The sequence below is a fragment of the Sulfitobacter sp. OXR-159 genome (assembly GCF_034377145.1).
In the GTDB taxonomy this organism is placed as follows: Bacteria; Pseudomonadota; Alphaproteobacteria; order Rhodobacterales; family Rhodobacteraceae; genus Sulfitobacter.
Map to the genome: position 1 here is coordinate 260822 of NZ_CP139707.1, position 21574 is coordinate 282395.

General features: G+C 59.4%; 17 protein-coding genes, 1 tRNA gene and 2 pseudogenes. 11 read left to right on the forward strand and 9 right to left on the reverse strand.

Annotated features, from left to right (window positions below; genetic code table 11):
* Positions 1-26: 26 nt before the first annotated feature.
* Positions 27-1268, reverse strand: a complete 1242-nt coding sequence (locus T8A63_RS01240; RefSeq protein ID WP_322344764.1) for an FAD-binding oxidoreductase — start codon at positions 1266-1268, stop codon at positions 27-29.
* A 163-nt stretch (positions 1269-1431) separates the two neighbouring features.
* Between T8A63_RS01240 and T8A63_RS01245 the strand changes: the two genes are divergently transcribed.
* Positions 1432-2127 (forward strand): aspartate/glutamate racemase family protein, encoded by a 696-nt coding sequence (locus T8A63_RS01245; RefSeq protein ID WP_322344765.1) that lies wholly within the window; start codon positions 1432-1434, stop codon positions 2125-2127.
* Here T8A63_RS01245 and T8A63_RS01250 read toward each other — a convergent pair.
* Positions 2124-3338 carry a winged helix-turn-helix domain-containing protein gene (locus T8A63_RS01250; RefSeq protein WP_322344766.1) on the reverse strand — a complete coding sequence of 405 codons (1215 nt, stop codon included), beginning with the start codon at positions 3336-3338 and terminating at the stop codon, positions 2124-2126. The two genes, T8A63_RS01245 and T8A63_RS01250, sit on opposite strands and share 4 nt — an antisense overlap.
* Positions 3335-4372 (reverse strand): LacI family DNA-binding transcriptional regulator, encoded by a 1038-nt coding sequence (locus T8A63_RS01255; RefSeq protein ID WP_322344767.1) that lies wholly within the window; start codon positions 4370-4372, stop codon positions 3335-3337. Before T8A63_RS01255 ends, T8A63_RS01250 begins: the two co-directional genes overlap by 4 nt.
* A 172-nt stretch (positions 4373-4544) precedes the next feature.
* On the opposite strand from T8A63_RS01255, the gene T8A63_RS01260 reads away from it, so the two are divergent.
* Positions 4545-4621: transfer RNA gene (locus T8A63_RS01260), tRNA-Arg, on the forward strand.
* Positions 4622-5226: 605 nt separating this feature from the next.
* On the opposite strand, the pseudogene T8A63_RS01265 reads toward T8A63_RS01260, so the two are convergent.
* The 5 genes and pseudogenes from T8A63_RS01265 to T8A63_RS01280 all read right to left on the reverse strand — a co-directional run bounded on the left by T8A63_RS01265 (position 5227) and on the right by T8A63_RS01280 (position 9532).
* Positions 5227-6394: pseudogene (locus T8A63_RS01265) on the reverse strand (IS3 family transposase).
* A 66-nt stretch (positions 6395-6460) separates the two neighbouring features.
* On the reverse strand, positions 6461-6865 hold the full coding sequence (gene tnpA, locus T8A63_RS01270; RefSeq protein ID WP_289084415.1) for an IS66-like element accessory protein TnpA: 405 nt from the start codon (positions 6863-6865) through the stop codon (positions 6461-6463).
* An 823-nt stretch (positions 6866-7688) separates the two neighbouring features.
* On the reverse strand, positions 7689-8063 hold the full coding sequence (locus T8A63_RS01275) for a hypothetical protein (protein WP_322344768.1): 375 nt from the start codon (positions 8061-8063) through the stop codon (positions 7689-7691).
* A gap of 56 nt (positions 8064-8119) precedes the next feature.
* A pseudogene (locus tag T8A63_RS22370) lies at positions 8120-8407 on the reverse strand (helix-turn-helix domain-containing protein); the annotation flags it as partial.
* A 351-nt stretch (positions 8408-8758) separates the two neighbouring features.
* Positions 8759-9532, reverse strand: a complete 774-nt coding sequence (locus T8A63_RS01280) for an amidohydrolase family protein (protein WP_067627580.1) — start codon at positions 9530-9532, stop codon at positions 8759-8761.
* Between the two features lie 83 nt (positions 9533-9615).
* Here T8A63_RS01280 and T8A63_RS01285 point away from each other — a divergent pair, with 83 nt between their 5' ends.
* From T8A63_RS01285 to T8A63_RS01300, 4 genes are read left to right on the forward strand one after another with little or no spacing between them, the layout of a single operon-like run.
* On the forward strand, positions 9616-10347 hold the full coding sequence (locus tag T8A63_RS01285; RefSeq protein ID WP_300057143.1) for a GntR family transcriptional regulator: 732 nt from the start codon (positions 9616-9618) through the stop codon (positions 10345-10347).
* Positions 10348-10375: 28 nt separating this feature from the next.
* On the forward strand, positions 10376-11326 hold the full coding sequence (locus tag T8A63_RS01290) for a tripartite tricarboxylate transporter substrate binding protein (protein ID WP_067627576.1): 951 nt from the start codon (positions 10376-10378) through the stop codon (positions 11324-11326).
* A gap of 3 nt (positions 11327-11329) precedes the next feature.
* Complete coding sequence (locus T8A63_RS01295) at positions 11330-11779, forward strand: tripartite tricarboxylate transporter TctB family protein (protein ID WP_322344769.1); 450 nt, start codon at positions 11330-11332, stop codon at positions 11777-11779.
* Between the two features lies 1 nt (position 11780).
* Positions 11781-13277 carry a tripartite tricarboxylate transporter permease gene (locus T8A63_RS01300; protein ID WP_067627573.1) on the forward strand — a complete coding sequence of 499 codons (1497 nt, stop codon included), beginning with the start codon at positions 11781-11783 and terminating at the stop codon, positions 13275-13277.
* Positions 13278-13650: 373 nt separating this feature from the next.
* Here the strand turns inward: T8A63_RS01300 and T8A63_RS01305 are convergent, their stop codons facing one another.
* Complete coding sequence (locus tag T8A63_RS01305) at positions 13651-14538, reverse strand: LysR family transcriptional regulator (protein WP_161487434.1); 888 nt, start codon at positions 14536-14538, stop codon at positions 13651-13653.
* 197 nt (positions 14539-14735) lie between these two features.
* Here T8A63_RS01305 and T8A63_RS01310 point away from each other — a divergent pair, with 197 nt between their 5' ends.
* The 5 genes from T8A63_RS01310 to T8A63_RS01330 all read left to right on the forward strand — a co-directional run bounded on the left by T8A63_RS01310 (position 14736) and on the right by T8A63_RS01330 (position 21551).
* Positions 14736-16265 carry an ABC transporter substrate-binding protein gene (locus T8A63_RS01310; protein WP_322344770.1) on the forward strand — a complete coding sequence of 510 codons (1530 nt, stop codon included), beginning with the start codon at positions 14736-14738 and terminating at the stop codon, positions 16263-16265.
* A 133-nt stretch (positions 16266-16398) separates the two neighbouring features.
* Positions 16399-17316, forward strand: coding sequence for an ABC transporter permease (locus tag T8A63_RS01315; protein ID WP_067627566.1), 918 nt, complete (start codon positions 16399-16401; stop codon positions 17314-17316).
* Position 17317: 1 nt separating this feature from the next.
* A complete protein-coding gene (locus tag T8A63_RS01320; protein ID WP_082849588.1) occupies positions 17318-18232 on the forward strand; it encodes an ABC transporter permease in 915 nt (304 codons plus the stop codon).
* Positions 18232-19950, forward strand: coding sequence for an ABC transporter ATP-binding protein (locus T8A63_RS01325; protein ID WP_416153225.1), 1719 nt, complete (start codon positions 18232-18234; stop codon positions 19948-19950). Before T8A63_RS01320 ends, T8A63_RS01325 begins: the two co-directional genes overlap by 1 nt.
* The gene (locus T8A63_RS01330) at positions 19947-21551 is read left to right on the forward strand and encodes a choline dehydrogenase (protein WP_322344771.1); all 1605 of its coding nucleotides are present in this window, start codon (positions 19947-19949) and stop codon (positions 21549-21551) included. The genes T8A63_RS01325 and T8A63_RS01330 overlap by 4 nt, the downstream gene beginning before the upstream one ends.
* Positions 21552-21574: the final 23 nt, after the last annotated feature.

Here is a 21574-nt window from a genome sequence, read left to right on the forward strand (position 1 = left end):
TTGTTTATTTGCGTGCGCGCTTGGCGTTATCTGTCAAAGCGCTGGGGGTGATACGGAGTCAGATCCGTGTTTGGCGGCTGCCCCGTGATCAATCCGGCGACCAGTCGGCCCGTTTTCGGCCCGCCCGTCAACCCGATGTGGTGATGCCCGAAGGCAGTATAGACCCGGCTCGTCCCGATCTGCCCGATCAGGGGCAGCGAGTCGCTGGGGGCGGGTCGGTGCCCCAGCCATTCGATCTCTTCCTCGGCGGTGAGGTTGGGAAAGGCGGCCTTGGCCTGACGATGCAGCAGCGCTAAGGGCGCTTTGGATGCACCTGCCTCCAACCCGCCGAATTCGACGATCCCGGCGCAGCGCAGCCCCTCGGCCATTGGCGTGGCGACGAATTTGCCTGCCGCCATCATGGTGGGGCGCGACGGGCCGCCCTCAGCATCCTTAAACACGATGTGGTAGCCGCGTTCGGATTCCAGCGGCACATTGATCCCCAGCTTGCGCATCAGCGGTTTCGACCAGACGCCCGTGGCCAGCAGCACGTCGTCGCAGGGCAGGGGGCCTTGATCGGTCAGGACCGAAGTGACCTCTTCATCAAGGACCGTGATGTCCTCAACCTCGGCCCGTCTAATAGTGCCGCCCATCCCCTCAAACGCCTTGGCCAGCGCCCGGACATAGCCGCCGGGGTCGGCGATGAAACCGTGGTCGGCCAACCGGGCGATGCAGGTGATCTGCGGGCCATAGGCCGGGTCAAATTCCCTGACCGCGCCGCCTTCGATGATCTCCGGCACGAAGCCCGCCTCGCGGCGGAGCGCCCATGTATAGGCTTCGGCCTCAAAGGCCGCGCGGCTGGTATAGGCAAAGCAATAGTCGCCGTCGCGCACCCAATCGGCCAGCCCCAGATCGGCGCAGAGGGCTTTGTGTTGCGCCACGCTGTCGCTCACGATGGGCACCAGCCCGGCAGAGATGCGTCGGGTGTCGGCATCGTTGGCGTGGCTCATGTAGCGGCGTAGCCATGGCAGCAGACGTGGGAGATAGGGCCAACGCAGGAACAGCGGAAACTCGGGGTCGCGCAGCATCCCCGGCGATTTCCGCATCAGGCCCGGCCCGGTCACCGGCGCAACGCCCGCCGCCGCCAGCACGCCACCATTGCCATGCGAGGTGCCCCGCCCCGGCTCAGACCGGTCCAGCAGCGTCACTTCCGCCCCGGCGCGGCGCAGCCAGATCGCGGCAGAGACGCCGACAATTCCGGCGCCGATAACGACGACATGCTGGCTCATGGGTGGCGGCTTTCGTTTTCGCGTTGGGTCATGGCTGGGTTCCTTTGGGGCATCTTTACACAAAAAATCACCACGTCAACAAAATGCTGATAAAATGTCATCGTCATGGTTTTGCTTGTCTCCCGCTGCCCGCAAAGGCACCCTGCGCCCAAACGGAGGGCATATGGCAAACGAGACAGGCGCGCGGCTGGGGATACTGATGCTCGACACGCGGTTCCCCCGCATTCTGGGCGATGTCGGCAATGCGGGGAGTTGGTCGTTTCCGGTGCGCTATGCTGTTGTGCCGGGGGCCACGCCCGAAGCCATCGTTTGCGATGATATCGAACCCTTTGTGCAGGCATTCATCGCGGTGGGGCGGGACTTGGTCGCGGAAGGCTGCACTGGCATCGCCACCACCTGCGGGTTCTTGGCGCTGATCCGGCCCCGTCTGGCCGAAGCGTTGGACGTGCCGGTTGCGGCCTCGGCGTTAGAGCAGGCCGGGCAGATCGCGGCTTGCCTGCCGCCCGGGCGCAGGGTGGGGATTTTAACGATCTCGGCCAGCACCCTTTCGCCCGCCCATCTGCGCGCGGCGGGCGTGCCCGAAGGCAGCCCGGTGATGGGGTTGGAAGGCAGCAGTTTCGCCCGGACGATCCTTGGCAATTTGCCCGACCTTGATGTGCCGCAGGCGCGGGCCGAGATGGTGCAGGCGGCGCAGCGGCTGGTAGAGGCCCATGCAGATGTCGGCGCGATCCTGTTGGAGTGCACCAATATGGTGCCATACGCCCCCGACATCGCGGCGGCGACCGGGCGGCCCGTGCATTCGATCCACAGTTATCTCAACTGGTTTCACGCAGGGTTGCAGCCGCCCAGCTTCGCCTAGACCGGATCACGCAGCCAGTCGTCGGCAAAACAGACTTGGCTCACCCCGGCGAGCGGCAGGAGACGGTGCACTTCCGCCTCAAACGCCACCTGCCGCCCCTTGCCCCAGCGGATGCCACGCTCGGGCCAAAGCGCGGTGATGCGCAGCTCATCCGCGTCGCGATGGGCTTTCATATCAACGCGGCCCACCAGCCTGTCGCCCTGCAGCAAGGGGAAAACATAGTAGCCGTATCTACGCTGCGCCTCGGGCACGAAGACTTCGATCCGATAGTCAAAACCGAAGAGCCGTGCCGCGCGTTTGCGGTCGCGCAGGGCGGGGTCGAAGGGGCTGAGCACCCGAAGCCGTTTGGGCGGTTCGCGGATGAGGGCGGGGTCATCGGCCCAGCCGGGGCGGACAAAGGCAGGGCGTAGGCTGCCATCGGCGGCCTCGATATCGATCTCCTCCAACCGCCCGGCGGCCTGTTCGGCCGCGCACCATCCGCGCGCTTCGGCGGGAGAGATATGCGCCCAGAAGGCCGCGAGCTCCCCCGCCGTGGCAAAGCCTAAACGCGCCAGCGCCTGATTGCAGCACCAGTCGACCGTCTGCCCTATGTCAGGGGCATTCGCCGGGTCACGCAGCGCGGCGGGCACCACCCGCTCGGTCAGATCATAGCGTTTGCGAAAGCCCTCGCGCCCGGTCACCGCCAGCGCGCCGCTGCGCCACAGATATTCCAGCGCGGTTTTCGACGGATGCCACTGCCACCAGCCTCCGCTGCTGCGCGGCTCGTCCCGGCCCACATCTGATGAGGTGACGCCGCCCTCCGCGCGGACCTGCGCCAGCACGCTTTGCATTTGCGCTTCGAAATCATGGCGCTGCCAATCCTTCCAACGGCCCAGCAGCTTTGCCGCATCGCGGGTGCGGCGCAGGTGCCACTGGGGGTAGAATTCCATCGGGATGACGGCGGCGTCATGGGTCCAATGCTCAAACAGCGCGCGGCCATTTTCATAGAGCCGTTTCAGGGCAGCGGGGCGATACCGAGGGCGCCGTGCAAAGAGGATCAGATCATGCGCCCGCGCCACGGTATTGATGCTGTCGAGCTGCACGAAGCCCAGATCATGGATCAGTTTGAGCAGCGCCACGCCCTTGGCCGGGCCCTGCGGCGGGTCGGACAGCAGGTGACGCGCCAAAAATAACCGCCGCGCGGCGGCATTGGCGAGCCTGGGGCGGCTCACCCCTGACGGCGGCGGCGCAGGGTGTCGCCCAGCGACAGCGTCGGGGTAAGGGTGATCTGGGTCTGCATTTCCGGGTCCGGCTCGGGCTGGGTCTGGTTGAGGATGATCCGCGCCGCTGCCTGACCGATCTCGTTCCGGCAGGCATCCATCGTCGCCAGTTGACGCGGCAAACCTTGCAACAGTTCGACGTTGTTGAACCCCGCCAAACCGATCTGACCGGGGATGTCGATGCCTTGATCGATCAGATGCAGTAGCCCGCCCGCGCCAATCATGTCATTGGAATAATAGAGGAAATCGAGGTCGGGTGAGCGTTCCAACATTTCTTGCGTCATCTCGCGACCCTTGGCCAGCGCAGAGCCGCCGGAGTAAAAGGCGCGGTCTTCGATCTCCACCCCTGCCTTGGCGAGCCCTTCGGTGAAACCTTCGAACCGTTTGCGGGCGCGGTGATCCAGCGGCATTTTCGTGCCCATGAAGCCGATCCGCTCATAGCCTTCGCGCAGGATCGCCTGCGCCATCTCGCGCCCCGCGCGACGGTGTGAGATACCCACCATCGCATCGATGGGTTTGCCGTCGGTGTCCATAATCTCGACCACTGGAATGCCTGCATTGCGGAGCATGGCGCGGGTGGCGTCGGAATGTTCCAGGCCCGCGATGATCACCCCCGAGGGCCGCCATGAGAGCATCTCATAGAGCACCCGCTCTTCCTTTTCGGGGAGGTAGTCCGTCACCCCCACGACCGGCTGCAGCGGCGTGTCTTCGAGCACCTGATTAATGCCGTTCAGGACTTCGGGAAACACCATATTGCCCAGCGACGGGATCACCACTGCCACAAGGTTCACGCGCTGGCTGGCCAGCGATCCGGCGATCTGGTTGGGCACATAGCCAAGCGCCTTGGCGGCGGCGAGAACACGGTTGCGGGTGGCCTCTGATACGTCGCCGCGTTTGCGCAGGACACGGCTGACCGTCATCTCGGAAACGCCACAAGCATCGGATACATCGCGTAGGGTCAACGGGCGTTTGGGGGGTGTGGTCAATTTGGTTTTCCTGTTTGCCTCACCCATAGGTAGCGCGAAGCGGGACGCGCGATCAAGCACTGCCGCAGTCAGGCCGTGCAGTCAGGTCGTGCAGTCGGGCCGGGGCGCCCGAACAATCGGTGGCCATTCTGCCGATGACATCGCCCCATGCTTGCGCTAAACCGCCCCTGTCGGCCCCGTGGCTCAACTGGATAGAGCAGCCCCCTCCTAAGGGGCAGGTTGCAGGTTCGAATCCTGCCGGGGTCGCCATGCGTCTTGCGCGATGTGCCAACGAAAGCGAATGTATGCGCAAAACCAAGCAATAGCTTGCGCATAATGGTGTTCTGAACGCAGGCGTGGCAGTATTTTGTATTTTGTTTCATGTGGTTACGGCTGAGTTTCTCGTGTCGCTAAGGTTGTCTGTCCGGGTGGCTTTCGCGCATATTTGACACGCCAGTTGATATCCTTCCAATGAATGGCACCAACTTTATCAAGGTTCCGGATCCTCTCGTTTAACTACAGGCAGCCATTCGCTGTCGAATGCTGGTCGCCAAGTTACTGGTGAGCTGGCCATGAGAGGACATCAAATGCCACGCATCAAATTTGCCGACGTGAGATTCCCGGACCCGAATACCCCGTCGGTCTTTGACATTGAACATCGGTTGAAACAGCACCTGATCAATTTCCGAGAGAACGTGAGCAAATGCAAACCAGACAGTCAAATCTCTGACCGAGATCGGCGCAATATCCTGCGGAAGATAGCCGCGTACAAGGATGCGGTTTCTCGTAGATCAGGCATGGGCCATCTTGCGGACAAAGACCGCCAGAGGCTGGAGGGTAATCCCCCCATTTTTAATGGGGTCCAGCCGTAGAATTCACGCAGCCGTTTTCAGTTTCATTGCGGGTGTCATGCCGCCGATGCCCATGTTGGGTCGCTCGTTGTTGTAAGTCCAGAGCCATTGTGTTGCTTGGTCTTGTGCCTCCTCAATGGTTTCGAAGATGTATTGCCCCAGCCATTCGTCCCACTGCCCGGCAGTCGCAACGAAGTTGCGATGAGAGGGGCGAACGGTGCGGTTGTAGCGCTCGATATAGGCATTCTGTTGGGGCTTTCCGGGCTGGATATATTCGAGCCGCACATTGCGTTTCTCAGCCCATTCCATGAGCTTCCCGCTGACGTATTCTGGGCCGTTGTCCACACGAATAGCTTGGGGCTTTCCGCGCCACTCAATGATCTGGTTCAGCGCACGCACGACACGTTCAGCAGGCAGCGAGAAGTCGACCTCAATAGCCAGTCCTTCGCGATTGAAGTCATCCAAGACGTTTAACGTCCTGATCGACCGGCCATCCGCCAACTGATCCGCCATGAAGTCCATGGACCAAGTTTCATTTGGTCTTTCAGGCACAGCCAGTGGCTCCGGCTTGTCCCGCTTTAAGCGTTTCTTCGGATTGATTGTCAACCGGCAGGGCATTGCGCAGCAATGTCCCGAGAGGGGCGCAGGTTCAACGCCAGCTCACAGTAGATCCGGTAGACTCTTTTATGGTTCCAGCCATAGCCCTGCACGTTGCGCAGATACAAAAAGCACAGGCCGAAGCCCCAGGTCCGCTTGTTAGTCGTCAAGCGTTCAAGCCAATCTGCGATCTCTTCGTTCTCATCGCTCAGCACAGGGCTGTATCTGTAGCAGGTCTCGCTGATCTCGAACGCACGGCAGGCCAGAGCTATGCTGACCCCATATTGCTCAACTGCATTCATGGCCATCTCTCGCCGATGAGACGGCCTTAACGCTTTTTTCCAAGCGCTTCCTTCAGCAGGTCGTTTTGCATGCTCATCTCGGCATACATGCGCTTCAGACGACGGTTCTCTTCCGCCATATCCTTCATCTCGGAAATCAAGGACGCGTCCATGCCGCCAAACTTGGCCCGCCATTTGTAAAAACTCGCGCTGCTCATTCCGTGCTCGCGGCACAGCTCAGAGACCGGAACGCCACCCTCTGCCTGCTTCAACACGGCCATGATCTGTGCGTCGCTAAATCGTCCGTTCTTCATCATAAATCTCCTCAGATATCTTGCCGAGAAAATTCTACTTTTGAACACCACTATTTTTAGGGGGGATTACCGATCCACCACTGCCAGAATCCGAGCAAGCGCTTCGGACTCCACGCCGATCGGCACGATGAGTCGACGCCCATTCGGAAGAGCTACCTCAACCCGACAGTCCGGAGATGGAATGGCATCGATCGGATTTGCCTGCGACGCGGAAACTTCCTTCGGCACAGTCACCGGCGCGAACGATACAGAGCCAGAAGACCCAAGCTCACCGTTTCGATACTGCCGCCGCCAAGTCGTCAAAAGCGACCGGCAAATGCCGTGTCGCCGCGCCGTGGCTGTCACCTGACGGTGGCCAATAAAGCTTTCTTCCACAATGCGCAGTTTGTCATCATCCGACCAATGCCGGCGGCGTTCACCATCGGCAGCAGACAGAACTTCGATTTGAGGGCGGTTGATAAAGTCGGACATAAGGTCGGACTTACCATCGGATCGAGCCTGAGATCAGACGGCCGTCGCCGGAGGTTTACTATGCAGGAGCCATCCACACAGGTCATCCGCTGCGTGAGGCATGAGGGTCAGCTACGAAAAAATTTTTGACCTTCACTATGCGGCCGGCCAGCTTTGCGGGGCCGGCACCCGACCTATTGTAGGCAGCTCTATCCTCAATTAGCCCTAAGGCTGCGAACGACGCTCTCAGCGTTAACTACAGGTCCTTGAGTGAGTTTGTTCATCGGCTGAATGATCGAAGCGATTGCCGAGCTCCGAGTTTCGGCAGCTAAATCTGAAGCTTTTAGGACAAAGTCGATTTGCTTTGTGTTCTGGCGAGCCCGGTAGTCCATGCTGTAGTAGACCCCAATGTTGGTGGATCTGAGGTTTCGCCCACTTAATCCACTAAACAAAACACGGATGCGGACGTCACCGGTGAAATCAAAGTAGTCAGCAATGTGCTTCACCGTTGCGAGGAAACTATTAGCGTAGGAAATCTGTTGAGCTATCCATATATGCTGGCCTCGTTCCCAGGTAAGTGAGGACCTGTGCTCAACGGCTTCCTTTATCCGGGCGGTGTCCTCCCAATACGAGATAGCCTCCGTTCCGCTTAACCACTCACTAAGCCGCCAAACGGCACGATGATCGAAGTCTGTGGTATTTACATGGACCTCGAGCCCGTGATGGCCCGCTACCTCGATTACAAAGGGACGATAGGGGGTATTGTAGTTGCTTTCGAAAAAGACATGGCCGCCGCGTGCATCATGCGGACGTTGGCGCAAACACTCAGTAATCTGATCGGTTGTTACTCGTTCAGCATCAACCAGGTGAAGCCATAACCCACAAAGCAATTCGATAGATCAACTTCATATGGGTGTTCCTGAGCCTCCTCCTTCCATTTTCCAACGGTATGTTCGAAGTCAGCTTCGAAAACGCTTTCTTCCACCGTCTCAGGCGTAGGTCGGGGCTGTTCGATCATGGTTGACAAAGCGCCAAGCAATGAAGCTTTGTCACTTAGAACACAGCGCCTTATCACGTCCTGCCATTCATCTGGAGATTCAATAGGCGCTGAAACAGGGCCCGCCTGCGGGTGTAGTGTATACCCTTTGTAACGCCTCGCGTGCGCCCGCGTTCGTCGTCTGGTCCATTCTTTTTTGCGCAAACTGGTGATGTGCCACATGGGGGCACCCAGATGACTGGCACAGCAAAAGCTACTCCCTCCGGTTGCTGTTTACTGACGGTGCAGTGCGGTGCCGGTTGCAAATAAGCAGCCGCGATTTGATTAACTTGGTCTTGATCGACGGTTATAATCTCTGTTGGGATTGCATCCGGGTAAGACCCATCGTCTTCGCGACCCAATAGGATCCACTCTCCACCATGATTGGCCAAAGCGCAGATTTCCTTGGCAAGCTTCGCTTTGCCTATATTCTCGCGCAGGGGTAGTGAGCGCTTAAACTCAACGTCTAAATCCTCAGTTGAAAACTGTAGGGCATTACCAAGATCAGGGGGCAGTTCGTGGGGCATAATCGATTCTATCAAGTTTCAGAGAAGGACAACCGCAGAGCAGGTCGGTGGTGCTTCTGAACTTCCCATTCCCTTGCTCAGAACATTTACTAAGCTTTGCAGTTTGGCAATGCCCGCATTTTGCGTTTCGCTGAGCTTCATTCATAGTGGAGCGCTTGTTGGTTCGGGTTTTTCACTGCCGTTCGCCACGAGTCGCGTGAATGTCCGGTCAGGGACGATGGCGAATACATGCATCGCGGTGGGGTGCCCCAAAATGGCTTACGCCGGCCGCTGTGATCTCCGGGCTGCATTTCAACTGGGCGCATATAGATTCCGGGGCAGCAGATGGGTTGGGCCGATCCCGCTTGGAATTCAGCGTATGCCGTACAGCCTTTTCGCTGCGGTTCTGTTCGATAAGTTGCGCCACTCTTTGTTGCGAGACCAGACGTCAGCATAGCCAGTGTGGTTCTCGTGCTGAGTGTGCGGCCAATCGCTGCCCCAGACAACGTGACTGTCGGGCAGTACACCCAGTAGTTCGCTGGCATGGAACGTGATGTCGAACGGGATGCGGTAGTGCGCGGCGAACTTGAAATACAGCGCGCTTCGGTCATACATCGCGGCAACCGCTCGGATCATCGGATCGTTGTGCGGGTCCGGTTCAGACGGTAGACCGAAATGGTCGATTACCAGGTTCACCCCCTGGTCTGCGAGCGCAGGAAGGACCGGTGCGAGGCGCGGGCCTTCAAGATGAAGCTCAAGGTGCAGGTTCCGGTCTCTCAGTTTTGCCAAAAATCGCTGTGTTGGGGTCGCGTTCAGGCGGGGGATTGCCGCGCCGCGGACGAGATTCCAGCGAACCCCGCGCATTCCAGCGTGCGCGAGGCGGTCCAGTTCCTCGTCGGCTACGTCTAACGGGACAACACCGACTCCCGCGAAACGCGAGCGGTCCAATTTTGAAAGTGCAGCGCACATCTCCGAATTGTCGGTGCCAAGGAAGCTGACCTGCACGATGACGCCGCCTCGTAGCTTATGTGTTTCCTGATGGCCCAGCCACTCCGCCAATGGCGCCGGTCGGGCAGGGACGTACCGCGCCCCGTCGACGGCAGTGGTCGTTTCATAAACATGCGCATGGCAGTCGAATTGGATCATAATGTGCTCCTTAGCCAATTCATATATATGACCAGTTGACTGAATGGGTCAATATTCGTTAAGCCATTCTGGGGAGGACGACAATGAGCACCAGATTCGCTATGACAGATGCACGGTTGCCGGCTTATGCGCGGTTGCGCGACACCTTAACAGCGCGCATCGCTGCGGGCGACTGGACGCCCGACCAGCCGATCCCGTCGGAGGCGCGTCTGGCGCGAGAATTCGACGTCTCTGTAGGCACGGTGCGCAAGGCGGTAGACGGACTGGTGGGCGAGGGCCTTTTGGAACGGCGCCAAGGGTCGGGTACCTACATGCGTGCGCCGTCCTTTAACGCCACCCTGTTCCGCTTCTTCCCAATGCGTGAGGGCAACGGTGAGCCGATGACGATCCCGCAGAGCAAAATGATCAAGCGCAGCTTGGCAGAAGCGTCCGCAGAGGCTGCCGGGGCGCTTGGCACAAAGGATGTGATAAAGATTGAGCGTCTGCGCAGCTTGGCCGATCAACCGGTACTGTTCGAAGAGATCTACATTCCCAAAGCGCGGTTTTCTGGCTTCGAAGCCCTACCGGACGCCGCTTTCGGACCGCTGCTTTATCCTACCTATTTCGAGCATTTCGGCGTGCTGGTGAAACGCGCGACAGACGAAGTGTCGTTCGGGCGTGCCTCGGACGCAGTGGCGCAACAACTGCGCATCCGTACGAATGATCCTCTGGCGGTAATCTGTCGCACAGCCTTCGACATCGAGGGCAAGCCCGTCGAATGGCGCATCGCCAGCGGAAATGCCGAGGGCTTCCGCTATCGCAGCGAAATCAATTGACGACTTCAATTTCAAAGGGAGAGAGACCATGATGATTAAGACAACTTTGCTCGGACTGTCCGCCGCCGCGGCGCTGGCCGCCCCGGCACTGGCAGAATACCCAGAACGTACCATTGAACTGACCATACCAGCCGGCGCCGGCGGAGGAACCGACACCAGCGCCCGTAAATTGGCGATCCTTTTGGAAGAAAAGCTCGGTACCTCCATTGCGATCCTGAATGTGGGTGGCGGCGGCGGCTCTGTCGGGGCTTCGCAATTTATGCAGGCCAACGCGGACGGCTATTCACTGTTCGCCACATGGAACAGCCCCCTGACCACCGTGCCGCAGGTGCAGAACGTGGCCTATTCGCTCGACAGCTTCACCCCCATCGCCTCGACCTCGCAAACCGCCTATACGCTTTGCGTGAAGTCAGATTTCCCGGCCACCACGGGCGAAGAGTTCCTGGCCGAACTGGAAGCCAACCCGGGCAAGTACACCTATGGCAATGACGGCATCGGCGGCACCATGCAGCTCGCTGCCGAGCGGGTCTTCCAGGCCAAGGGGATCGAGGCTATCGCCATTCCCTTCGGTGGCGCGGGCGAGACGCTTCAAAATTTCCTTGGCGGTCACGTGGATATCTACGGCGGTTCAATCTCGACCGTTTTGCCTTACGTCGAAAACGGCGAAGCCAAGTGCCCGTTGGTAACTTCAGCCTCTGGCGTTCCGGCCCTACCGGGCGCTTCCGGGCTTGAGGTATTGGGGCTTGGCGACAAGGAAACGCTTCTATGGCGTGCCATTCTTGGGCCGAAGGGTCTTGATCAGGCCATCGTTGACAAGCTGGCCGACATGATCGACGAGGCGGTCAATGATCCTACTTATGTCGAGTTTCTGGCCACCAAGGGCGAAGTGCCCAATGTGGTCAAGGGCGAAGACCTGGGCAAACGGCTGCAAGGCGAATACGACGCTCTGGCCGAAGTCTCCAAGAACCTCGGGCTTTGAACGATGGAGAAGCGTCAGGATATCGTCCTCGGGCTGCTTTTTGCCGGCCTCGGCATGGCCGCGGCCTGGAAGGCGACAGATTATAACGGGGCCAGCGGGAATTACCCGATGTCACTCGGTCTGATCTTGGCGCTTCTCGGCGGAGCCGTGACGGTAAAGGCTATCCGCTCAGGCCGTAACGAGGCGCGGGCGCTGATTAGCGCGCCCACGCAGATGTTCATCGCGGCGGTACTCTCGACGATCTACGTGGCGCTGGTTGTGCCATTGGGCTTTTACACCGCGTCCTTTCTTTTGATGCTGGCTCTGCCGGTGGCGCTTGGTTTTCGCCAGGGTATCTATGCGTTGATCGTGGCGCTGGTGTTCATGATCCTGATTTACCTCGTCTTCTCATTGCTGTTGGAAAAGCCGCTACCGCGTGAAGCCCTCCTATCCATCTTCGCACCCGGAGCCTGATATGGAATTTTACACCAATGCATTGGCCCAAGTTCTGACCTTCGGGCCGCTGACAGCAATGATCGGTGCCACGCTGCTGGGCGTATTTATCGGCGCTCTGCCGGGGCTTAACCCGGTGATGGCTATCGCGCTCCTGTTGCCCCTGACCTATTCGATGGATCCGTTAGTGGCACTGGCCATGGTGGCAGGCATCTACAACGGCTCGATGTACGGCGGCGCAATCCCGGCGATACTGCTGCGCATTCCCGGCACTCCGGCCTCAATCGCCACCACCTTTGACGGCTTCCCGATGGCCGACAAAGGCGAGGCCGCGAAAGCGCTGAAGATTGCTTGTTGGTCCTCCGCTGTTGGGGGCATCGCCAGCGCAATCGCTTTGATGACTGTCGGACCACTGTTGGCAAGAGTAACCTTATATTTCGGCCCCGCCGAATATTTCTGGATCGCGATCTTCGGCATGGCATCGGTCGGCGTCATGGTCGGTTCAGACCCGGTCAAGGGGATCATGGCTGCCGTGCTCGGTCTGCTGATCGGCACGATGGGGATCGATAACCTTTCAGGCCAAGCTCGGTTTACCTTCGGCCAAACCTGGCTTTTGGGTGGGCTCGACCTGATCGTGGTGCTGGTGGGGCTTTATGCTCTGCCGCCGGTCTTGCAATTGGCTGAAAAGGCCGACCTCAAGGGGCTATCTGCCGCGCAACTTAAGCTGACCGATGTGCCTTTCAAACCCGGCGAACGCCGTGCATTGATCCCGACTTGGCTGCGCTCCTCGGGCATCGGCATAGGTGTCGGCATCCTGCCAGGCGCGGGCGGCAACATCGCGGCCTTTCTCAGTTACAACGCCGCCAAGAACGCCTCGGACGATCCATCGAGTTTCGGCAAAGGTAACCCGCAGGGCGTAGCCGCGGCGGAATGTGGTAACAACGCCGACAACGCCGCGTCGATGATCCCGGCGCTGGCGCTCGGCATCCCCGGCAACGTTGTCGCGGCGCTGGTGCTGAGCGCGTTGACCATCCATGGGCTGCAACCCGGCCCGCAACTGTTCCATCAGAACCCGGTGCTGGTCGGCGGTTTCATGATGGAGATGCTCCTAACTTCGGTCTTGATCTTCGCTCTCGGAGGGGCCGTCGCCACTCGCGTCTTTGCCCAGTTCCAGCGCCTGCCTGGGGTGCTTCTGGTGCCGTCAATCCTCATCCTGATGTGCGTGGGGGTCTATGTTATCAACGGCCGCCCTGTCGACCTCTGGGTGATGCTCGCCGCAGGCCTCGTGGGGTATTTCCTGGAAAAGGTGAACGTTCCGCTGGCACCGATTATCCTTGGTATGATCTTGGGCCCGATGGCTGAACAAAGCGTCCGGCGCGCCCTGCTGATCAGCCGTGGCGACGCCACCGACCTGCTGACTCGTCCGATCTCTGCGGCGCTCGCCATCACCACTCTCCTCGTGATCGTCTGGCCCATTGCCAAGGCCATGCGGCGCCGGCGTGACGCGCGAGAGGCTTGAGTCGCGGGATTTTTGCTCTGATAAATCGAACGCACTGATCTTCGGCCGCGTGATACCAGAGGGAGCCACGCGGGTTCATAACCCTGCAAATGACTGCAGCTATCCACTTCAGCGCCAAATGTCTTTTTAGGGTGGCTTGTTCTGCCCATTGTCGCTGACAAGTGCTGCGGCTGCGCTGTGCGACAAAAAAGGACTCGGTAGCTGACATTCGCCGCGCAAGTCACGAACGGCAGGTGTGGGCCGGGAAACGGACCATAGGCGCTAACGGTGCTGCGGCAGCGGATTATTTCCTATTGCGGGTAATCTGGCGTGCAGGATCTGGAGGTGGCGCGAAAGGCGGGCTTAGACCTATAAAGGCGGTAATCGCGCCCGCTTAGCGGGCACGTTCCATCAGTATCTCCACGAACGCCTGCGCGGGCGGCGCCAGCACCTGCGACTCAGGGAGCACCAGCTTCAATTCACAGGGTATACTGGGGCTGAAGGGACGTATTTCGATCTCAAGGTTCGAATAGGCGTCTGCTGTCAGAATATCCATGATCGACACGCCCATCCCGTTCGCGACCAAGCTGCAGATTGGGCCTGTGTAGGTGGAGTCCAGAATGACGTTTGGCGTGACATTAGCCTCGTTGAACGCTTTCAACAGCCGCTTTCGCATCAGGCTACTCTCTGAAATCAGCAGCAGGGGGGTCTCTTGCAGGTCTTGCGGCGCGACGGAATTCAATTTGGACAGGGCGTGGTCCTTTGGCATCACGCAGACAAGGTTGGTTTCGGGCATCGTCTTGATGGCCACACCGTGGACATTGAGCGGCAAAAGCGCCAACCCTATGTCGCATCTGCCCTTTTCTACATGTTCGACGACCTCAGGCGATGGCCCGCTAACCAGACTGATCACCACATCCGGCCAACGCGCGTGAAAAGCCTTGATGACCTCGGGAAGAAAAAAATATGAATGCCCGACGGTAGAGGCCAGGCGCAGTCTCTTTTTGCGGTGAGCGCCGAGTTCAGTGGCGAACTTGACCATCTGTTCCAGTTCTCCGTAACAGCGTTCGACTTCTGCATGGAAAGCAATGGCATCCTTGGTTGGGTCGATGCGGCCGGCATGACGGGCAAACAGCTGTAGACCATACTCTTCTTCAAGGTCGCGGATCAGGCGGCTGATGGCGGGCTGGGTGACGCCGAGCACTTCGCCCGCTTGCGTCATATTTCCAGTTTCAATTACTGCGCGAAACGCTTCGATCTGCCGAATGTTGAAACGTAGCATGAAATCCGACCCCATCAGGTTTCGTTATGATGTGATGCTAATTTAGAATTTGCTTTATGCCTAGCCCTAAGCAAAGTTTCTACAAGATCGACCAGTCAGATAAATGTCAGGCGGTCGCACCGGCACAAATAGGGAGCTGCAGGGAGGCAGCTTTCGGTAGGAATGAGTGCCAATATATCTCTGGGAGGAGACCGCTGATGAGACCGATGTACCTTGCGCTTTCTGCGAGCCTTTTGGCCAGCACTGCCATGCCGGCGATGGCCGGTAAGGCGGATGACACATTGAATTGGGCCACCGACAAGGAAGTCGCCGTTGTCGACCCCTATTTCAGCGTGACCCGTGAACTCGTCATCATGGGGCATATGGGGTGGGACGGCCTTGTCCTTTTCAACAATGAAACCGGTGAGTTTGACCCGCTGTTGGCCACCTCGTGGGAGTGGAAAAGCAACACTGAGGTCGAGTTCGATCTGCGTGAGGGCGTCGTCTTCCACGATGGCACTACCTTTGATGCGGATGACGTTGTCTATACGATCAATTTTTTGGCGGACGAAGCCAATGGCGTTCCAGCACAGTCTGTTGTCAACTGGATGAAGGGCGCGACCAAGATCGATCAGTACAAAGTTCGTCTGGAATTGGTTCAGCCTTTCCCGAACGCCTTCGCCTATCTGGCGAATGAAATCTCGATCATGCCAGAGGGCTACTACGAAAATTCAACAATCAATGCAGATGGCACTCGGGACCTGTCGAAGGTGACGCCAATCGGGACGGGCCCCTACACGGTCAGTGATGTGAGAACGGGTAAATACGTCAACTGGGCGAAGAATGACCAGTATTTTGCCGACGGGCCGAAAGGCACTCCTCAAATTGGCAACATCAACTTCCGGACAATTGGCGAGTCGAACACCCAATTGGCCGAATTGATGACAGGCGGGCTCGATTGGGCATGGGACGTGCCGAAAGAGCAGGCTCTGCGCCTTGAGGAAAGCGGACAGGTGCAGGTGGTCAACGAAAAGACGCTGCGGATTTCTTATCTGGCCTTTGATGTCGATGGCAGTTCTGGTCAAGACTACTTTACAGATCAAAAGGTCCGCGCCGCTTTTGCCCATGCTATCAACCGCGACGCCATTGCAAAAGAGCTGGTCGGCCCGGCCTCTGTCGCCATCCATTCCGCCTGCCACCCTGAGCAGTTTGCCTGTTCTCAGGATGTGCCGCACTATGACTATAACCCGGAAAAGGCCAAAGAGCTGTTGGCCGAGGCGGGATATCCGGACGGTTTCAAATTCGACCTTTATGGTTACCGGGAGCGTGAGTTCACCGAAGCGGTGATCGGCGACCTCGCGGCGGTTGGCATTCAGGCCAATCTGAACTGGCTGCAGTACAGCTCGCTGCTCGAAAAAGTTCAGAACGGCGAGACCCCGGTGAACCACATGACCTGGGGTTCGAGTTCGATCCCCGATGTCGCGGCGATTACCAGCCATTTCTTCTCGGGCAGCAGCGATGATCCGGCCAAGGATCCGCGCACTGCCGAAGCGCTGGCGCGCGGTGATACCTCGGTCGATCCCGAAGTCCGCAAAGAGGCTTATCAAGAGGCGCTGAATATCATCGCCGAAGAAGTCTATTGGCTGCCGATGTTCACCTACGCCAAATACTACGTGTTCTCCAATGATCTCGACTTCACGCCCACCGCGGATGAGATCCCCCGTCTCTATGAGGCAAGCTGGAAGTAACACGCCGCTTGAGGGCGGAGCCGTATGGGCTTCCACCCTTTAAGGCACCCCCAAACCCGCGGGTACCCAAAACCTGGGTACCCGCAGACGGGGCAAACCCAATATCCACACCATTAACAATCGAGGTTGACCGGTGCTTGCATTCCTTCTCAGGCGAATATCGACGGCTCTACTCGTCGCTTTGACCGTGTCGTCGCTCACCTTTTCGCTCAATTTCCTTTCGGGGGATCCGGCCATTGCCCTTGCAGGCGAAAGCGCCACCCAAGAGGACCTACAGACCATTCGCGAGGCCTATGGCTACGACAAACCCATCCCCGTCCAGTACTTCAACTGGCTGACCGGGGCGCTGCAGGGGGACTTGGGCCAGTCGCACTACCTCAACCAGCCGGTTGCAGATGAGATCTTCCAACGCCTGCCCACCACCATGACACTTGGACTGAGCGCACTTGTCTTTGCACTGGTCCTCTCGATCCCCTTGGGGGTGTTGGCGGCGATCCGACCCAACAGCTTGTTAGACCGTTTTGCCCTGACCGTGGCCGTGGTGGGACAGGCGATGCCCAGCTTCTGGTTTGCGCTGACGATGATGCTGTGGTTCGCCATCAATTGGCGCATCCTGCCGGTCTCTGGCAGCGATACCTGGCTGCATTTCGTCATGCCATCCATCGCACTTGGCTACTACATCACACCGGGCGTCATGCGCCTGACCCGCGCCGGGATGCTGGAAGTCCTGCGTTCCGACTACATTCGAACTGCCCGCGCCAAGGGTGTCAGTCGCTTCTCGCTGATGTTCAAACATGCGTTGCGCAACGCAATCATCCCGGTGGTATCACTGGCGGCCGTGCAATTCGGCTTCATGCTGGGCGGGTCCATCGTGATCGAGACGATCTTCGCGATCAATGGCCTTGGCTTCTTGGCCTGGGAGTCGATCCAGCGGGCCGACCTGCCGATGATGCAGGCCATCGTGCTGGTTCTCAGCTTTTTTTACATCGCACTCACCTTCCTCGCCGACGTTCTGAACGCTTGGCTGGACCCGCGGATTAGGATCGGATGATATGAGCACGCTGCAAAACAACGCCCCCACCATGCCCAGCGAGGCGCTCGTTCGCTCCCCCCGGCAGATGATGTTCCAACACGCGAAGACCCATCGCGGATTGATGCTCGGTGGCTTTGTCATCGCTGTGATCGTTCTGGTAGCCCTTCTGGCACCGTTGATTGCACCGCATGATCCCTATGCGCAGATGCTGTCGCGCAAGCTGATCCCGCCAGTCTGGTTTGACAGCCCAAAAACAACTTGGGACCATATCCTTGGCACCGACCATCTGGGCCGCGACTACCTTTCCCGCCTGATGTATGGCGCGCGGATCTCGCTGATGATCGGTTTCTCCGCCATGCTGATCTCGGGTGTGATCGGCACCATCCTGGGCGTCTGTGCCGGTTATTTCGGCGGCCGGGTGGATATGGTGATCAACTTCATCATCACCACGCGCCTCTCGATGCCGGTGGTTCTGGTGGCGCTGGCGGTCATCAGCATTGTCGGGTCTTCGCTGACGGTGGTGATCTGGGTGATCGGCCTTCTGATCTGGGACCGTTTCGCGGTGGTGGTGCGCAGTGCGACCCAGCAGGTGCGGGGGCTGGATTTTGTGGCCTCCGCGCAGGCTTTGGGAAGTTCCACACCGCGTATCCTTTTCAGTGATGTCCTGCCCAATATTTCGAACCATATCATCGTGATCGCCACCCTTGAGATGGCCCACGCCATCCTGCTCGAAGCGGCGCTGTCCTTCCTCGGGTTGGGGGTGCAGCCGCCCACACCAAGTTGGGGGCTGATGATCTCGGACGCCAAGGGGCTGATGTTCTTTGACGGTTGGCTGATCGCCGTGCCGGGGACCGCGCTGTTTATGTTGGTGCTGGCAATCAATCTGCTCGGTGACGGGCTGCGCGACGTGACCGCCCCGGAGGACCGCAGCTGATGGGCAATCTGATGAAACACTCTGGCAAGATCGGTGAGCAAATGACCAATTCGACCAAGCCAATTCTTTCGATCCGCAACCTCACGGTGGCGCTGCCGGTTCAATTGGAACGCGCCAACGCGGTCGACAACCTGACCTTTGACGTCCGGCCCAAGGAAATCCTCTGTGTTGTGGGTGAATCCGGCTCCGGCAAGTCGATCACGTCGCTGGCGACGATGGGGCTCTTGGCTTCCAGCCTGAAGGTGACCGGGGGGGAGATCGACTTTGACGGGCGCGATGTCCTGAAACTCAGCGAAAGCGAGCATAACAAGCTTCGCGGTGACCGTATTGCGATGATTTTTCAGGAGCCGATGACTGCCCTCAACCCGGCCTATACCGTCGGCAACCAGATCGAAGAGGTCTTGCGCGTCCACCGGTCCTTTGATGCGGCAGAGCGGCGTGAGCGCACGTTGAAGCTGCTGGATGAGGTGCGGCTTCCGGATCCCGAGCGGCTGTTCAACTCGTACCCGCATCAACTCTCAGGCGGTCAGCGGCAGCGGATCATGATCGCCATGGCGCTGGCGCTGGACCCCAAACTCCTGATCGCGGACGAGCCGACCACCGCGCTGGATGTCACGACCCAAAAGCAAATCTTGCATCTGCTGAAACAGCTCAACGCCAAACACGACGCCGGCATCATGTTCATCACCCATGACTTCGGTGTGGTAGCCGAGATCGCCGACCGTGTGGTTGTCATGCGCCACGGCCAGATCGTAGAGCAGGGCACCGCCGACGAGGTGCTCAACAATCCGCAACATCCCTACACCCGTGCGTTGATCGACGCGGTGCCGCGCCGTGCCGAAGACCGGGAGATGACGATCTCGGAAAACCCTATTGTCGTTGACGTGCAGGGGCTGATGAAGACCTTTCACACCTCGGGCGGCATGTTCAAGAAAAGCCGAACCGTCGCCGCCGTGAACGATATTTCCTTTCAGGTGCGCCGGGGCGAGACACTGGGCATTGTGGGCGAATCCGGTTCGGGCAAGACCACGCTGGTGCGCTGTCTGATGCGGCTCATTGATCCCGACAGCGGGGCAATCAACATCTCGGGTGTGGACTTTGCCAGCAAGACCGCTGCCGAGCTGCGCCGCCACCGCAAGGACATTCAAATCGTCTTTCAGGACCCCTACGGCTCGCTTAATCCGCGCCGCACCATCGGCAGCCAGTTGATCCAAGGCGCGATCAATTTCGGAATGCCGCGCGAAGAAGCGTGGAAGCGGGTCTATGAACTGCTCGAAATCGTGCAGATGCCAAAATATTCCGTTCACCGCTATCCCAGTCAGTTCTCAGGCGGGCAGCGCCAGCGCCTGTGCATCGCACGCGCACTTGTTGTCAATCCCAAGGTGCTGATCGCGGATGAAGCGGTGTCGGCGCTGGATGTGTCGATCCAGCGCGAGGTGCTCAAGCTGATCAACGATATCCGCGACCGGCTTGGCCTTACCGTCATCTTCATCACCCATGATCTGCGGGTCGCGGCGCAGATCTGCAACGAAGTGCTGGTGATGAAGCACGGTGAAGTGTTGGAACGGGGCGGCGTTGGCCGCATCTTCACCAACCCGCAGCATGAATACACCAAGGCATTGATCGCCGCACAACCGGGGCAGGGCTGGGAGATCCCGGACATGGCCGAATTCGCACCACAGACCCTGTCGGGTGGACATAAGGTGGCCGAGATATGAGCGACGCGGCCTATGACTTCATCATCGTCGGTGCGGGCTCGACCGGCTGCGTGCTGGCCAATCGCTTGTCGGCCAAGCCAGGCTTGCGCGTGCTGTTGCTTGAGGCCGGACCGCGCGATTTGAACCCCTGGATTCACATTCCGATTGGCTACTACCGCACGATGGATGACACGCGCATCAACTGGCAGTACCAGACCGAAGATGTGCCGCAATCTGCCGGACGGCGCTTTGACTGGCCGCGGGGCAAGGTGCTGGGCGGCTGCAGTTCGATCAACGGGCTGGTCTATGCCCGGGGGCAGGCGGCGGATTTTGATCATTGGCGGCAGCTTGGCAATCCCGGTTGGAGCTACGCGGATGTGTTGCCCTACTTCCGCCGGGCCGAGGGTGCGTCGATCAATGACATCGACGAGGAATTCCATGGTCGCGACGGGCCGCTTGGTGTCAGCCGGGCAAGTGCGAACCCGCTGTGCGACGCCTATATTGCCGCGGCGGATGAGGCGGGCATTCCACCAAACCCCGATTACAATGGTCGTGAGCAGGAGGGTGCGGGGTACTTTCAGGTCACCACCCGCAACGGCTGGCGCAGCAGTGCGGCAACGGCCTATCTGAAACCCGCGCGTAAGCGACCCAATCTGCATGTGCAGACCGACACGCTGGTACGCCGTCTCATCCTCGAAGGCACCCGCGTGGTCGGGGTCGAGGTCGAACAGGGCGGCAAGGTCGAAACCCTGCGCGCCGGGCGCGAAGTGCTGCTGGCGGCGGGGGCGATCAACTCGCCGCAGATCCTGCAGGTTTCGGGCATCGGTTACGCCGAGATGCTGCGCAGTGCTGGCGTAGATATTGTGCATGATCTGCCAGAGGTCGGTGAGAACCTTCAAGACCACTACACCTGCCGCAGCACCTACCGCTGCGCGCAGCCTGTCACAGTCAATGACGAGGTCCGCAGCTGGCCGCGCAAGGTTGGGGTGGCCCTCCAATGGCTAAAGGACCGCAGCGGCCCGATGTCGCTCAGCGCAGGGCAGGTCGGCGTCTTTGCCAAGACCCGCCCGGAATGCGCCACCCCGGATGTGCAGTTTCACTTCCTGCGCTACACTGCGCAGAAACGCGGCCGCACACTGGACCCGTTTTCAGGCTTCACCGTGACCATGTGCCAGCTGCGCCCGGAAAGCCGTGGTCATGTGCGGATCACAAGCCCGGATCACCGGGCGAAACCAACGATCCAGCCGAATTACCTCGATACAACCACGGACCGCGACACCATGGTCGCCGGCATGAAACTGGTCCGCAAAGTCGCGGCGCAACCGGCGCTGGCCGATTACATCAGCGAGGAAATGTTGCCCGGTCGTGATGTGACCAGCGATGACGCCCTGCTGGACTACGTTCGCGCCAATGGCTCGTCGATCTTTCACCCCAGTTCCACCTGCCGCATGGGGGTGGACGCGGGCGCCGTGGTCGATCCGCGGCTTCGGGTACATGGGCTGACCGGCCTGCGGGTGGCGGACGCCTCAATCATGCCGACACTGGTTTCGGCCAACACCAATGCTGCCTGCATCATGATTGGCGAAAAAGCCGCGGACATGATCCTCGAGGACATCGCCTGACATGACCCACATCGAACCCAAGA

Excerpts from the sequence above, each read along its gene's own strand:
- tnpA (WP_289084415.1), bottom strand. The coding sequence starts at position 6,865 with ATGTCCGACTTTATCAACCGCCCTCAAATCGAAGTTCTGTCTGCTGCC.
- T8A63_RS01275 (WP_322344768.1), bottom strand. The coding sequence starts at position 8,063 with ATGTGGCACATCACCAGTTTGCGCAAAAAAGAATGGACCAGACGACGA.
- T8A63_RS01325 (WP_416153225.1), top strand. The coding sequence starts at position 18,232 with ATGGGCAATCTGATGAAACACTCTGGCAAGATCGGTGAGCAAATGACC.
- T8A63_RS01310 (WP_322344770.1), top strand. The coding sequence starts at position 14,736 with ATGAGACCGATGTACCTTGCGCTTTCTGCGAGCCTTTTGGCCAGCACT.
- T8A63_RS01320 (WP_082849588.1), top strand. The coding sequence starts at position 17,318 with ATGAGCACGCTGCAAAACAACGCCCCCACCATGCCCAGCGAGGCGCTC.
- T8A63_RS01305 (WP_161487434.1), bottom strand. The coding sequence starts at position 14,538 with ATGCTACGTTTCAACATTCGGCAGATCGAAGCGTTTCGCGCAGTAATT.
- T8A63_RS01330 (WP_322344771.1), top strand. The coding sequence starts at position 19,947 with ATGAGCGACGCGGCCTATGACTTCATCATCGTCGGTGCGGGCTCGACC.
- T8A63_RS01300 (WP_067627573.1), top strand. The coding sequence starts at position 11,781 with ATGGAATTTTACACCAATGCATTGGCCCAAGTTCTGACCTTCGGGCCG.
- T8A63_RS01285 (WP_300057143.1), top strand. The coding sequence starts at position 9,616 with ATGAGCACCAGATTCGCTATGACAGATGCACGGTTGCCGGCTTATGCG.
- T8A63_RS01295 (WP_322344769.1), top strand. The coding sequence starts at position 11,330 with ATGGAGAAGCGTCAGGATATCGTCCTCGGGCTGCTTTTTGCCGGCCTC.
- T8A63_RS01245 (WP_322344765.1), top strand. The coding sequence starts at position 1,432 with ATGGCAAACGAGACAGGCGCGCGGCTGGGGATACTGATGCTCGACACG.
- T8A63_RS01290 (WP_067627576.1), top strand. The coding sequence starts at position 10,376 with ATGATGATTAAGACAACTTTGCTCGGACTGTCCGCCGCCGCGGCGCTG.
- T8A63_RS01280 (WP_067627580.1), bottom strand. The coding sequence starts at position 9,532 with ATGATCCAATTCGACTGCCATGCGCATGTTTATGAAACGACCACTGCC.
- T8A63_RS01240 (WP_322344764.1), bottom strand. The coding sequence starts at position 1,268 with ATGAGCCAGCATGTCGTCGTTATCGGCGCCGGAATTGTCGGCGTCTCT.